We start from the raw sequence: 14,364 nt of genomic DNA, 5'->3' as shown, positions 1-14,364 counted from the left end.
CTATGAGCTTAAATAAATTCACATCAGATATCATTCAAGATTCATTAATATCCATTGGTGAAGCTATGTTTGAAACCATTCAGAGAACGAGCATGAGTCCTATAATATACGAGGCATTAGATTATGCAGTGGGTATTACAGACGGCGAAGGACGATTGTTAGCGCAAGGTAACGGAGTAATTACCTTTTTAGCAGCAATGAGTCTTGTGGTAGAAGAAACATTAGAACGGTTTGACAAAGACAACCCGATAAAAGAAGGAGATGTTATTATTGCAAACACGCCGTATGCCGGTGGTGGAACACATTTATCAGACATTGCTTTAATTACACCTGTTTTTTATAAAGGGGAGCGTGTTGCTTTTACAGTAAATAAAGCACATTGGACAGATATTGGCGGAACAAATCCAGGTTCTGTATCAACAGTGTCCACTGAAATTTATCAAGAAGGTTTGCATTTTCCTTTTATTAAAATTAAAGAGGAAGACAAATTAAATTCAGCCCTTATTAAAATGATTGAAGTCAATGTAAGATTGCCAAAAAGTACACTAGGTGATTTATTTTCGGGCATTGCTGCTAATGATGTAGGAGCCGAAAGAATTGTAAAATTGATTGATAAATACGGTTTAGAAGCTTATAAACAAGCTGCTGAAGAATTTATGGATTATGGCGAGCGTATTAGTTTGCAAGAGTTGAAAAAAATTCCGAATGGTGAGTATGAAAACACAGGTTGGATAGAGAATGACGGTTTTGGAAACGGTCCTTTTCCTCTGAAATTAAAAATAACAATTTCAGATGAAAACATGATTTGCGATTTTACAGGATCTCATCAACAATTAAAAGGTCCTTTAAATTTATCAAGAACAGGATTAGAGACCGCCGTTAGAGCGGCTTTTAAATCGATAACTACACCAACATTACCCGCAAATAACGGCTCTTTTAAGCACGTAAAATTAATTTGTCCAGAAAAGACAATTGTGAGTGCAGAAGCACCCGCGCCAATATCTGTTTATTATGAAGTTTTTTTAGCAGCAATAGATTTGTTACTAAAAACATTAGGCCCTGTAGTTCCAGATAAATTACCAGCAGGTCATTTTAGATCGGTATGTGTCACGTATATTTCTGGAATTCATCCAGTAACTAATGAATTTTACGTTCAGGCAGAACCACTTTCTGGAGGTTGGGGAGGTTGTGCTACGCACGATGGAAATCGTGGACAATTTTCGTATGCACATGGAGAATCTTATAATATTCCTGCAGAAACTCGAGAAAGAAAATATGGAGTTGTTGTAGAAGAATACGCTTTTCATAATGAAGGTGGTGGTTACGGAGAATTTCAAGGTGGAAATGGGCAATATTTAACCTTTAAAATTTTATCTGATGAAGCCTTTTTAACGGGTGCTTTTTTAGGATATTCAATTCCTACTTGGGGACTTTTTGATGGAAAAGAAGGAAGTTATAATTACTTTACCGTAATACGCACAGATGGTACTGAAGAAACCTATAATGTTGTTACAAATGTAAAGCTCAATAAAGGTGACAGAGTAAAGCTAGTAACCGCAACAGGTGGAGGCTATGGAGACCCTAAAAACCGTCCGATTGAGAAAATAGAAAAAGATATTAAAAATGGCTTTATTACAACAGCGCAAGCTTTAGAGCATTATCCTAAAATTGGTAAAGCATAACAAAACTCAAAAGATATGGAAGTTATAAAATTAAGTTACCCAGAAGAGGATGCCTATTTAAAATACATTATTCAAAAGCAAGAAAAAGGAATGGCTATTGATTGTGGTTCCGTAGTTTTGCAAAAAGGACAAATACTTCCTTTTAAGGCACTTGATTCGCATGAGATAAGTTATCTGATTTCTGGTAAACTGAAAGTGTTTACAAAAGATGGAAATGAGAAAGTTATGAATGCGGGAGATCTTATCTATTTAAATAAAGATGAAATCCGCAAAACAGAAACGTTAGAGATGAGTAAAATTCTATTCTTTTTGTTTAAGGAAGACTAAAGTATAATTCAGTATTTATGAAATTCATTAATGTCCGATAAAAGTGTATTGATTTGCTCTAACAGTGATGTTATCATCACATTTGAAGTTATAAGCTAAAGAGTCAATTTACTTTTATCAATGTGCTTTTGCATATTATAATTGAAAATATAAAATTGAAAAATTACGATGTATCAAGTAGTTACAATTAAGTCTTTGCTTTTATTTCTATCAGCTAGGCGATTTTCTGTCTTTATTCGGACATTAATGCATTAAACTATAAAAAAAAATGGAAAACATTTCTAAAAATTCACAAAAAAATAAAGATTCAGCTTTTGCAGCGGTACCACTAAGCGAACGTCAACCTTGGTATGTTCCTGCTATTATTTTTGGCGGCCTCGAGTTTTGTATTCCCGTGCTTTTAATAGGAGGCATTTTAATTGCAAACTTTAGTTTACTAGAAATCATTGGAATTTTAATAATAGGTCTTGTGTTTTTTCAATGGATTGGGAATGCAATACAAGGGTATATCGGAGCAAAAACGGGCTTAACTTCATCAGCTTTGGCTGCTTTGAGTTTTGGAAAAGAACAGGCCAGGATCTTTGTAGGTCTTGTAATTTTGATGTTAACTTTAGGTTGGTGGGCTATTCAGACCTCTGTTGCAGCAGATGCTTTTATTGCTTTATTAGGAATCAACAAACAGGAAGATTTGTTTTTATGTATTTTAAGTACTGCGCTCATTGGTTTCCTTTTTGCGATTCCTTCCATATTGGGTTACGGCTCTATAAAATGGGTAGATTATATAGCGATTCCTGCCGGCTTACTATTGGTTACTGTAGCGCTTTATTTATCTATTAACAATTTAGGATGGGAAAAAATAGCGACATGGAATCCAAAAGGAGGCATGTCTTTTACAGAAGCTATCAACCTAGTTATTGGTATTAACGTTGCCCAATGGCTCATCGCTCCAGATTACACTCGATTTGCAAAGCCAAAATGGAAAGATAATATTTTGATTCCGTTAGGCATCATAATCGTTGGTTTTCCGCTGTTTTTAGTGGGTGGTATTATGTCTATGGGATCAGGGAATGCCGATATTGTACAAGTAATGCAAGAATTAGGTTTTCCAGCTTGGGGATTCGTGGTTTTATGGGTGGCAACTTGGACAAGTCAATTGGTGAGCAATTACACAGGAGGTCTGGTACTTTGTAATATGTTTAACCTAAAAGATGATAAAAGTAGAAAAATAATGACCTTGCTATTTGCTGTGTTGGGAATTATATTGGCACTGATAGGCATCATGGACCAATTTATTAATTTTCTGTACGCACTAGCGCTTGTGATTCCGGTAATTGCAGGAGTAATTATGAGTCACTACTTTTTTGTGAACAAAACTGATGTTACAACGGAACAATCATGGAATTGGTTGGCAACAATAAGTGTACTCGTTGGTCTTTTAGTGGGGTATTTAACTCAATATCAGTATCCCTTCGGGATTCCTGCGGTCCAATCATTAATAATTTCAGGAACTGTTTATGTTCTTTTAAATAATTGGCTAAAAAGTGAAAAAAAATGAAGCAAATATTTGATAATACAGAAATTGCACTCGCTTTAAAATCGAACTATGAAATTGATAGAGCTCAGCTTCTATTTAAGATGATCACTAGAGATAGACTCGTTAAAATTGGTTCAACCGTTGCAAAATTTGTCTTAAAGGCAAATCTTCCCGTAGAAAAATTAATAAGAATTACTGTTTTTAATCATTTTTGTGGAGGTATCAGCGAAGAAGATTGTACCAACACGGTGAATAAATTGTTTAGCAAAAAAGTGTATGCCGTTTTAGATTATTCGGCAGAGGGTAAAGAAGAGGAGGTACAATTTGGTGCTGTTCAAAACAAAATATTAAACACGCTTGAATACGCTAAAAGCAATAGCTGTGTGCCCTTTGTAGTTTTTAAACCAACAGGTTTAGGCAGGTTTAAAATTTTCCAAAAACAAACCGAAAATATTTTATTAACAACGTTAGAAAAACAAGAATGGGAAACCATTGTAAAAAGATTTGACACCATTTGTGCAAGAGCAAGTGCATATAATATACCTGTTTTAATAGATGCGGAAGAGAGTTGGATGCAAGATGCAGCAGACAATCTTATTGAAAAAATGATGGAAAAATACAATAAACAAAGAGCTATCGTTTTTAATACGCTACAAGTTTATAGATGGGACCGATTAATATACTTAAAGGAGCTTCATGAAAGAGCAAAACAGTGTGGGTTTAAAATAGGAATGAAACTAGTGAGAGGTGCGTATATGGAAAAGGAACGAAAACGTGCACAAGAAAACGGTTACAAAGATCCAATTTGTATAAACAAAATAGCTACCGATAATTTATACAACGATACACTAAAATATATGGTAGAAAATGTAAATGATATAGAAATATTTGCTGGCACACATAACGAAGAAAGTTCTTATCTACTAATGAGTTTACTTGAAAAAAATAATATTGCTACAAACGATCATAGAATTTGGTTTGGGCAATTATTTGGCATGAGCGATCATATTAGTTTTAATTTATCTAATGACAATTATAATGTTGCCAAATATCTGCCTTATGGTCCTGTAAAAGATGTGATGCCTTACCTCATTAGAAGAGCAGAAGAAAACTCATCGGTAGCCGGACAAACAACGAGGGAACTGTATATTTTGAAGAAAGAGAAGGAAAGAAGAAAACTTAAAAGCTAATTCATTTAAATCAGATCCTTATACTTGTATTCAAACTAAAGGGTTAAAGTAAATTACTACTGATGAATAATCTCAAATAAATAGTACAATTTTATCAAGTAAAAAGAATTTGTTCTCTTTTACTATAATTTGTAAAAAAGTATATAGTTGTTTGTAAGATTATTACTTGTAAAATATTAATTAGAGATGGTATGGTTAAAGTACACCGTTGCAATTGTTTCAGCGGTGCCTTTGCTAGAATCTTCTATGATTAATTGACCATTTACGTATAGTTTTACAGATAATTCTGCAGGGCTGTGATTTTCTCTAAAAGCTTCACCGCTGATAAATGTAGAGTCGTAATTTTCTAAAGTAATTTTAAGAGGTAACGGATTTCCATCTAAATCGTATGAGAATGTATACGAATTTAAAAAAGTGGTTTTCAATTTATCTTTAGAATAACTAACCATAATTTCATCAAAATTAGGTTCGGTAGTAATAAACTCTAATTCAACAAGATTATTAGTTAATTTATTATTTTCTTGCACATCATTTGAGCAAGCATAGATACATAATAGACTAAAAAAGAAAGTTATTTTTTTCAAAACAATAAAATTATGTTGCGAAATTAAAGTTGGAGGTGTACTAGTGTTTATCTTTGTATACCGTCTTTGTAAGTTAAACCACGATTATTGGTTTTAATAGACAATTGAAGACTAATTTGATATTTCATAATCGAAATTTATAGTAGCATAAATACCAGGGGAACCGATACTTTCATCCTCTAAAACGAGCGAGTCATTAATGAAAATTTGCGCTTTTAAGCTAGAAGGAATATCATTATTTCTATAAGCATTGCCAATTATAGAAGAATACTGATAGTCTTTAAATGAGATTACAATGGGTATTGCGTTTCCATTGCTATCATAGTCAAATTGTCTTGGTCCATAATTCCATTCTTCTTCTGTATCAAAATCTTTGTAAGAAAGTACAATTTCGTCGAATATTGGCTCGCCTGTTGTAATAATAATATCGATGTCTTTAGGCACAAGATCAATTATTATGGGCTCTACTGCAATACCGTCGCTGTTAGCGCAAGAAAAAGAAAGAAATAGAAGTAATACTGGTATTATTTTTTTCATAAGCTTACATTTGTTTTAGAAAATTCAAAACAAAGTTACTTAAAAAAGATGGGTTTATTTTTTTTGAAAAAAAATTAATTGAAACACAATTTTTATGAAACCATTCAAATTTAAAGAATTCACAGTACATCAAGATAAAACTGCCATGAAAATTGGAACTGATGGCGTTTTGTTAGGCGCTTGGTGTTCTGTAGCTAATTATCCAGATACTATTTTAGATATTGGAGCAGGAGCAGGGGTTGTTTCTTTAATGATAGCGCAGCGCTCAGATGCCATGACTATTGATGCTGTAGAAGTTGATGAAGATGCATACGAACAAACCGTAGAAAATTTTGAAAAATCGGATTGGGGAGATCGCTTGTATTGTTACAATGCAACTTTTCAGGAGTTTGCAGATGAAATTGCTGAAGAAGAAGAAACCTATGATTTGATTCTTTCCAATCCGCCTTTTTATACAGATGATTTTGAAACGGATGATACAGCAAGAAATAAAGCACGCTTTACGAGTTCGCTTTCATTTGAAAACTTATTGCTTGGAGTTTCAAAAATTTTATCAGAAAACGGAACGTTTTCAGTAATCATTCCGTTTAAAGAAGAAGAAAATTTTATCAGTTTGGCAAAAAATAATAATTTATTTTTAAATAGGGTTTGTCATGTTCAAGGCAATCCGTCATCAGAAATAAAAAGGAGTTTACTGCAGTTTTCTTTTGATACATCAGAAATAAAAAAAGAACACTTAATTATTGAAATAGCGCGTCATCAATACACAGAAGACTATATCAACTTAACGAAAGATTTTTATTTGAAAATGTAATTTTAAACAGTCATTGTTGGGGCGTAGCAAACTGTAATTTTAATCTTACAGATTGCTTCGTCCCTCGCAACAACAAAAGCTTTATCCCATTACATTATTAGGATTGTACCCTAAATAAGGAACTTCTTTTTCATCAAATGTAATTCCGTAGTTTTCTAATTCTTTTAAAATAGGTTCGTACACTTCTTTTGAAATTGGTATTTGTACCCCAGGCGTTTTTATTTCACCTTTTAAAATTTTTAAAGTAGCAATTCCAACCGGTAAACCAACCGTTTTTGCCATAGCCGTATAGGTTTGATTTTCTCCGATAACAGTCAAACTACTTTCTATTTGTTTCTTTTCTCCATCAATTTCATAGCCAAAAAGGTGTTGCATTACAATCATATCTTTATCATCTTCCTGTAAAGTCCAATGGTCTTCCAATATTTTTTGAAGCATTTGAGCCGGAGTTGCATTTTTTAATCCAATTTTTTTATTCGGATTAAAAATATCTAATTCCAATAATTTATCCCACATAATATCATCTTGATCTATTTTTAGATAAGAACGTAATTTTAATTCCACAGAATCTGACGGAGAATAGGCTAAAAATAAATTCACAAAACCACGGTAACTCATGTTTTCAGAATCTTCAATCGTATACGAATCGTCTGTCATGCCTAATTGCACAAAAATGTTCCAAGCTCTAGAAAAACCTACTTTTCTAATGGTACCTCGGTACATGGTAGGAATGTTTTCTAAACTATAAATACTTCTATATTTTAGAGAATCTCTATTGGCATACGCTTCAAATTTACCAGCACCACTAATATTTAAAAATTCTGTTCTTCTAAATAATTTTTGATACGGTATGTATTTGTACGTATTTTCTTGAATAAACATGGCAGCACCACCTTGACCCGCTAAAACAACATTTCTAGGATTCCAGGTAAACTTATAATTCCATAAATTAGTATCGCTCTCTGGGGCCACTAAACCACCACAAAAAGATTCAAAAAGCAGCATTTTCGCGCCCTTTTCTTTAACCCTATCCAATATTTTCATCGCACTCATATGATCTAAACCGGGGTCTAAACCAATTTCATTCATCAACACCAAACCTTTTTCTTTAGCGGCTTGGTCTAGCGCTTTCATTTCTTCGGATATGTAAGAGGCTGTAACCATATGTTTGCCAAAAGTGATACAATCTTTGGCTACTTCGGTATGAAAACGAGCCGGCAACATAGAAATTACGATATCAGAATTTTCTATTAAGTTTTCACGCTGATTTTTATCAAAAACATCGAGAATAATCGCTCTGCCATTTGGATGGTTATTGATTAGTTTTTCTGCGTTATTTGTGGAGATGTCAGCAATTAGTATCTGTAAATTTTCTTCATCAGATTTATCTAATAAATATTTAATTAAAGAAGAACTCGATTTTCCTGCACCAATGATCAATATGTTTTTCATAAAAGAAAGCTGTATTTTTGTGTTGTGTTCATACGAAGGTACGGCAATTGTTTAAAATTTAACAAAAACTAGCAAAAATGTTTAAAAATTTAGTTATTACATGTTTTTTTGGAGTTCTTGCCATCACGCTTGGCGCTTTTGGAGCCCATGCTTTAAAAGAAATTTTAACGATTGATCAATTACAAAGTTTTGAAACTGCAGTGCGCTATCAAATGTATCATGTGGTAGTGTTGCTTTTTTTAAATACGTATGCTGGCTTTTCTATCAAACAGAAAAAAGTAATAAGCTATCTTTTCTTTGCAGGAATTATCTTTTTTTCAGGATCTATTTATTTGATACAGTTAACATTTGTTACCGCTAAATCTATTTGGTTTATAACGCCATTAGGAGGATTGTTTTTTATAATAGGTTGGGTTTTAATGATGGCAATTTTCTTAAAAAAAATAAATAAAAAGGAAAAAATAGGATAATTATTGCTCAAAAATTATCCTGTTTTAAAATATTGCTTAATTTTGCAACTCATAAAAACAAAAAAAATATTGATATGGTAGATACAAATACGAAATCGATTTCGTTAAATAGTCTAGGAATCAAAAATGCAACAGTGCGTTATCAGTTAACCTCTAGTGAGTTACATGAAGAAACGTTGAAAAAAGAGCAAGGAGTAGCATCTTCTTTAGGAGCAATTGCAGTAAATACTGGAGAATTTACAGGACGCTCTCCAATGGATCGTTTTATAGTAAAAGACAGTATTACTGAAGACAAAGTGTGGTGGAGCAATATTAACATCCCTTTTAACGCAGATAAATTTGACAAGTTATACGATAAAGTAGTTGACTATTTATCTGAAAAAGAAATTTTTGTTAGAGATTGTTATGCTTGTGCAGATGAGAATTACAAATTAAATATTAGAATTGTAAACGAGTATCCTTGGAGTAACATGTTTGCCTATAACATGTTTTTAAGACCAACAGAAGAAGCATTAAAAGATTTTTCTCCTGAATGGACGGTAATTAATGCACCAGGTTTTATGGCAGATGCCGAAGCAGACGGAACGCGTCAGCACAATTTTGCTATTTTAAATTTTACAAAAAAAATTGCCTTAATTGGTGGCACTGGGTATACTGGTGAAATTAAAAAAGGAATTTTTTCTGCTTTAAATTTTATCTTGCCGGTTTATAAAAATACATTGCCAATGCATTGTTCTGCAAACGTTGGTAAAGATGGCGATACGGCTATTTTCTTCGGATTATCGGGTACTGGTAAGACAACATTATCTACAGATCCAAATAGAAGTTTAATTGGTGATGACGAACATGGTTGGACGGCAGAAAACACCGTTTTTAACTTCGAAGGTGGTTGTTATGCAAAAGTCATTAATTTATCACAAGAACAAGAACCAGAAATTTTTGCAGCAATTAAAAAAGGAGCAATTCTAGAAAATGTTGTCATGGATGATAAAGGGGTTGTCGATTTTGCAGATACTAGCATCACTCAAAACACACGGGTTAGTTATCCTATTTATCATATCGATAATATTCAGCAACCATCAATTGGTAAAAATCCAAAAAATATTTTCTTTTTAACTGCGGATGCTTTTGGAGTTTTACCTCCAATATCAAAATTAACACCAGCGCAGGCAGCTTACCATTTTATCTCTGGGTATACAGCAAAAGTGGCCGGAACCGAAACAGGTGTTACAGAACCTGTACCAAGTTTTTCAGCATGTTTTGGTGCGCCATTTATGCCATTACATCCTACAAAATATGCAGAAATGTTAAGCACTAAAATGCAAGAATCGGGTGTAAATGTTTGGTTGGTAAATACAGGTTGGTCTGGCGGTAAATACGGAGTTGGCAGAAGAATGCCTTTAAAATATACACGCGCTATGATTACCGCTGTGTTAAATGGCGATTTAAGTGATTATACCTACGAGAATTATCATATTCATTCTGTTTTCGGTGTAGCACAGCCTAGAAAGTGTCCTGGAGTGCCAGCAGAGTTATTGAGTCCGAGATCTACTTGGAATAATGATAAAGCGTATTACGATACAGCTTTTAAGTTATCGAATGCTTTTAGAAATAACTTTAAGCAATTTGAAGAAAATGCAACCGAAGAAATCCGCAGAGGAGGTCCTCAACGCTATGCTCATTAATTAAATTTGATATCATATTTTAGAAAACACCTCAATTTTGAGGTGTTTTTCTTTTTTAAAAGTATCTTTATTCAATAAGGTTTTAAAAACCTTATTGGTATTTTAACGTTAGAGGGTTTTTATGATAAAAAAATGGCTTCAAAATATTGGTCCAGGAACTTTAATAGCCGCTGCTTTTATTGGTCCGGGTACGGTAACACTTTGCACACTTGCTGGTGTAAACTTTGGCTTCAATTTGTTGTGGGCAATGTTACTCTCAATTATTGCCACCATTGTTTTACAAGAAATGGCGGCAAGGTTGGGTATTATTTCTCAAAAAGGGTTATCCGAGGTTATTAGAGAAGAAATTAAAATTCCGTTTTTAAAACAGTTTGTTACTATTTTAATTTTAGCAGCCATCGTTGTGGGTAATGCGGCCTACGAAGCGGGTAATATTAGTGGAGGTATTTTAGGATTAGAAACAGTATTTGGTACCTTTACCTTCAATATTGGTGCATATTCCATTAATTTTATGAGTCTTGTTATTGGGGTTATTGCTTTCATTTTATTATATATAGGGAATTATAAGTTTTTAGAAAAGGCGTTAATTTCTTTGGTTTTATTGATGAGTTTCTCTTTTGTAGTTACTGCCATTTTAACGAAACCAGCTATTTTTGATATTTTTAAAGGACTATTTATTCCTAAATTTCCAGAGAAAAGCTTGCTCACAGTAATCGGATTGATTGGTACAACCGTAGTTCCGTATAATTTATTTTTACATGCTTCTTTGGTAAAAGAAAGGTGGAAAACAAAAGAAGATTTGGCGTTTGCTAAAAAAGATACCATTATTTCGATAATTTTAGGCGGATTGGTTTCTATGGCGATTATTATTTCTGCTGCTGCGATTCCGTTTAAAGACATTACAAATGCGGCAGATTTGGCAAGAGGATTGGCGCCTTTGTATGGCGAATTTGCTAAATATTTTTTAGCGTTAGGTTTGTTTGCAGCTGGAATAACATCTGCCATTACCGCGCCTTTAGCTGCCGCTTATGTTGCTAAAGGATGTTTGGGTTGGCAAGGGAATATGCAATCTAAATCGTTTAGAGTTATTTGGATGCTTGTGCTATGTTTAGGTGTTTTCTTTTCATCCATCGGTATAAAACCCATCGAAATTATAAAATTTGCACAAGTTGCAAACGGCATGTTATTGCCCATAGTTGCAGGAGTTTTATTATGGATTATGAACAAAAAGAAAGTTTTAGGTAGTTTTGTAAATACAAAAACACAAAATATTTTAGGGTTTGTTATTTTAGCAATCACTATTTTTTTAGGCGCAAAAGGTATTTTAAAAGTATGTAACTTTGTATAAATGAAAATCGATATAAATTGTGATGTTGGCGAAGGTATAGAAAATGAGCATTTGTTAATGCCACATATTTCTTCTTGCAGCATAGCCTGTGGAGGTCATTTTGGAACAGCAATAACCATTGACAAAACGATTCAACTAGCGAAAGAACATCAACTAAAAATTGGTGCGCATCCATCTTTTCCAGACAAAGAGAACTTTGGTCGAAAATTGATGGATATTTCAGATGATGATTTAAGCAATAGCATTCAAAATCAGTTAGATTTATTTCTAAAACGTTTGTTTTTTTTTGATGAAAAATTGCATCATATAAAACCACACGGAGCTTTGTATAATGCCATTGCTGTAGATGAGAAATTAGCAAATTTATTTATTCAGATCATCAAAAAATATATGAAAGATGTTTATTTATATGTTCCTTATAACTCGGTTATTGAGTTAGTAGCGCTTAAAAATAAGATCAATATAAAATATGAAGCTTTTGCAGATAGAAACTATCATGACGATTTAACATTGGTGTCAAGAAAAAATGAAAATGCTTTAATAACGGATAAAAAACAGGTGTTTTATCACGTTTTAAATATGATTAAAACCGGAAAAGTAACAACAGTTTCAACATCAAAAAAAGTACTAAAAGCAGATACTTTTTGTTTTCATGGCGATACAGAAAACGCTATTGAGATTGTAAAATACGTATCAGAAAATTTAAAAAAAGAAGGATTTATATTTGAATAAGCAGATAACATACAAACCATTCGGAACTAAAGCCATTTTAATAGAATGGAAAGCTATTATTGATCAAGAGATTTTGAATGATATTATTCAGTTCAAAGAAAATATCAGTGCTCAACAAAAAGAGGATTACACAGATTTTATGATCGCCTATAATTCGTTAACAATTATTTACAAGGAAGAAGTTCTCGATTTTAAAAAAGAGGTAGAAAAACTACAATCGATTTATAAATCAAATGTTATTAGTGAACAGCAGGAGGCTCATATCTGGGAAATTCCTGTTTGTTATGATGTAAAATTCGGAATCGATTTACAAGAAATATCGGAAGTATTAAAGGTGTCAATTGAAGAAATAATACAACTGCATTCAGAAAAAATATACACTGTTTTTTTTATAGGATTTTTACCGGGTTTCCTTTATTTAGGAGGATTAGATGAAAAAATAATTTTTGACAGAAAAGAAAATCCGAGGTTACAGGTCGATAAAGGAGCTGTGGCGATTGGCGGAAAACAAACAGGAATTTATCCATCAAATTCTGCGGGTGGTTGGAATATTATTGGCAAAACACCGCTCAATTTTTTTGATGTTCAAAAAGAAAACCCATGTTTTGCAAAAGCGGGAGATCAAATACAATTTAAGCCTATTTCTGTGGATGCTTTTTATCAACTAGAAAAAGAAGTAACAGCAAATACATTTATAATTTCTAAAACTTTACAACATGATTAAAGTTTTAAATTCGGGTTTTTACGCGACTATTCAAGATAGGGGTAGAGTCGGTTTTGCAGCTAAAGGGATTCCTGTTTCTGGTGCTATGGATCAGTATTCATCTGCCATGGCCAATAGTATTTTAAATAATTCAGATAATGCTGCTGTTTTAGAAATTACCTTTGGCGGATGTAAATTACAATTTTTAGCGGCAACAATTATTTGCATTTCTGGTGCAGATTTTTCAGCAAAAATAAATAACGAAGCAATTATTTTAAATTCAAGAATTCAGGTTCAAGAAAATGATGTGTTATCTTTTGGTAAGATTAACTTTGGTGTAAGAACCTATTTAGCGGTAAAAGACGGATTTAAATCAGATAAAATATGGAGGAGTAGGAGTTTTTATCCACAGATTACGAATGATTTTATAATCAGAAAAAATGATTTGTTACCCATAACTACTTTTAAATCGGATTTAGAAAGTTCAAATACTTCGGTGAAAACTGTAAAATCTCATTTCGATTCAAATGAAATAAACTGTTTTAAAGGCCCTGAATTTGAGCTGCTAAATAAGCATCAACATAAAAGACTGTTACAGGAATCTTTTACAATTTCAAATGACAATAATAGAATGGGGTATCGACTTACAGAAATTATTAAAAATAGTTTGCCCTCTATTTTAACATCTGCAGTTTTGCCCGGCACTGTGCAATTAACCCCTTCTGGCAAATTAATTATTTTAATGAAAGATTGCCAAGTTACTGGCGGATACCCAAGAATTCTGCAGCTAACAGAAAATGCCATCTACAAATTGGCACAAAAAACTACAAATCAATTTATACGTTTTAGGCTCTAATTCTATTTGAGTTAAGAATTATTTTTATAGAGTTAACGAGAAGACGACTATCCGTCTATCTTTGTAGTGTACAAACCAAGTACAAAGAATTTAAGTAGAACCATTAAAACATAACAGATGAGTAATAGTAGTAACACAGTAGTAGGATTATTAGCAGGTACAGTAATAGGAGCAACTTTAGGGATTTTATTTGCCCCAGAAAAAGGAGTGATTACAAGACAAAGAATTTCTGATGAAACCTTGTCTGCAAGAGATCAGTTTGTAGAAAAAGCTTCAGAATTTAGAGAGCAGGTATCAACATCCGTATCTGGTAGCAAAGAGAGTTTAGATACACAAATAGAAAATGTAGTAGCTAATGTAAGTCATAAAGCAGACGATGTGATTACAACATTAGAAAGAAAATTAAAAGAATTAAAAGAGAAAAATAAGCACTTACAAACAAAAGCTTAA

At 32.8% G+C, this 14,364-nt stretch carries 15 protein-coding genes; 12 read left to right on the top strand and 3 right to left on the bottom strand.

Annotation, left to right across the window (positions count from 1 at the left end; translation table 11 throughout):
• Positions 1 to 2 precede the first annotated feature (2 nt).
• From ES044_RS02010 to ES044_RS01995, 4 genes are all read left to right on the top strand, one after another.
• Positions 3 to 1,682 carry a hydantoinase B/oxoprolinase family protein gene (locus ES044_RS02010; protein WP_147119650.1) on the top strand — a complete coding sequence of 560 codons (1,680 nt, stop codon included), beginning with the start codon at positions 3 to 5 and terminating at the stop codon, positions 1,680 to 1,682.
• Positions 1,683 to 1,697: 15 nt separating this feature from the next.
• On the top strand, positions 1,698 to 2,009 hold the full coding sequence (locus tag ES044_RS02005) for a cupin domain-containing protein (protein ID WP_147119651.1): 312 nt from the start codon (positions 1,698 to 1,700) through the stop codon (positions 2,007 to 2,009).
• A 268-nt stretch (positions 2,010 to 2,277) separates the two neighbouring features.
• Positions 2,278 to 3,564 carry a cytosine permease gene (locus tag ES044_RS02000; protein ID WP_147120000.1) on the top strand — a complete coding sequence of 429 codons (1,287 nt, stop codon included), beginning with the start codon at positions 2,278 to 2,280 and terminating at the stop codon, positions 3,562 to 3,564.
• The gene (locus ES044_RS01995) at positions 3,561 to 4,733 is read left to right on the top strand and encodes a proline dehydrogenase family protein (RefSeq protein WP_147120001.1); all 1,173 of its coding nucleotides are present in this window, start codon (positions 3,561 to 3,563) and stop codon (positions 4,731 to 4,733) included. Before ES044_RS02000 ends, ES044_RS01995 begins: the two co-directional genes overlap by 4 nt.
• A gap of 176 nt (positions 4,734 to 4,909) precedes the next feature.
• On the opposite strand, the gene ES044_RS01990 is transcribed toward ES044_RS01995, so the two are convergent.
• Both ES044_RS01990 and ES044_RS01985 read right to left on the bottom strand, forming a co-directional pair.
• Positions 4,910 to 5,317 (bottom strand): hypothetical protein, encoded by a 408-nt coding sequence (locus ES044_RS01990; RefSeq protein ID WP_147120002.1) that lies wholly within the window; start codon positions 5,315 to 5,317, stop codon positions 4,910 to 4,912.
• A 111-nt stretch (positions 5,318 to 5,428) separates the two neighbouring features.
• On the bottom strand, positions 5,429 to 5,854 hold the full coding sequence (locus ES044_RS01985; protein ID WP_147120003.1) for a hypothetical protein: 426 nt from the start codon (positions 5,852 to 5,854) through the stop codon (positions 5,429 to 5,431).
• A gap of 94 nt (positions 5,855 to 5,948) precedes the next feature.
• Here ES044_RS01985 and ES044_RS01980 point away from each other — a divergent pair, with 94 nt between their 5' ends.
• Complete coding sequence (locus tag ES044_RS01980; protein WP_147120004.1) at positions 5,949 to 6,668, top strand: tRNA1(Val) (adenine(37)-N6)-methyltransferase; 720 nt, start codon at positions 5,949 to 5,951, stop codon at positions 6,666 to 6,668.
• 81 nt (positions 6,669 to 6,749) lie between these two features.
• On the opposite strand, the gene ES044_RS01975 is transcribed toward ES044_RS01980, so the two are convergent.
• Entirely contained in the window at positions 6,750 to 8,120 is a 1,371-nt protein-coding gene (locus tag ES044_RS01975) for a saccharopine dehydrogenase family protein (protein ID WP_147186862.1), read from the bottom strand.
• Between the two features lie 77 nt (positions 8,121 to 8,197).
• Here ES044_RS01975 and ES044_RS01970 point away from each other — a divergent pair, with 77 nt between their 5' ends.
• From ES044_RS01970 to ES044_RS01940, 7 genes are all read left to right on the top strand, one after another.
• Positions 8,198 to 8,590 (top strand): DUF423 domain-containing protein, encoded by a 393-nt coding sequence (locus tag ES044_RS01970; RefSeq protein ID WP_147120006.1) that lies wholly within the window; start codon positions 8,198 to 8,200, stop codon positions 8,588 to 8,590.
• Positions 8,591 to 8,664: 74 nt separating this feature from the next.
• Positions 8,665 to 10,275, top strand: a complete 1,611-nt coding sequence (pckA, locus tag ES044_RS01965; RefSeq protein ID WP_147186860.1) for a phosphoenolpyruvate carboxykinase (ATP) — start codon at positions 8,665 to 8,667, stop codon at positions 10,273 to 10,275.
• A 121-nt stretch (positions 10,276 to 10,396) separates the two neighbouring features.
• Positions 10,397 to 11,623, top strand: coding sequence for an Nramp family divalent metal transporter (locus ES044_RS01960; RefSeq protein WP_147120008.1), 1,227 nt, complete (start codon positions 10,397 to 10,399; stop codon positions 11,621 to 11,623).
• Positions 11,624 to 12,355, top strand: coding sequence for a 5-oxoprolinase subunit PxpA (gene pxpA / locus ES044_RS01955; RefSeq protein WP_147120009.1), 732 nt, complete (start codon positions 11,624 to 11,626; stop codon positions 12,353 to 12,355).
• Positions 12,348 to 13,079 carry a 5-oxoprolinase subunit PxpB gene (pxpB, locus tag ES044_RS01950; protein WP_147120010.1) on the top strand — a complete coding sequence of 244 codons (732 nt, stop codon included), beginning with the start codon at positions 12,348 to 12,350 and terminating at the stop codon, positions 13,077 to 13,079. Before pxpA ends, pxpB begins: the two co-directional genes overlap by 8 nt.
• The gene (locus ES044_RS01945) at positions 13,072 to 13,914 is read left to right on the top strand and encodes a biotin-dependent carboxyltransferase family protein (RefSeq protein WP_147120011.1); all 843 of its coding nucleotides are present in this window, start codon (positions 13,072 to 13,074) and stop codon (positions 13,912 to 13,914) included. The genes pxpB and ES044_RS01945 overlap by 8 nt, the downstream gene beginning before the upstream one ends.
• Positions 13,915 to 14,031: 117 nt before the next feature.
• Positions 14,032 to 14,364: a YtxH domain-containing protein gene (locus ES044_RS01940; RefSeq protein ID WP_147120012.1), complete on the top strand. Its 333-nt coding sequence runs from the start codon at positions 14,032 to 14,034 to the stop codon at positions 14,362 to 14,364.

Source organism: Polaribacter sp. IC066 (assembly GCF_007997085.1).
Classification (GTDB): domain Bacteria; phylum Bacteroidota; class Bacteroidia; order Flavobacteriales; family Flavobacteriaceae; genus Polaribacter.
This window is presented reverse-complemented; position numbering and strand designations above follow the sequence as displayed.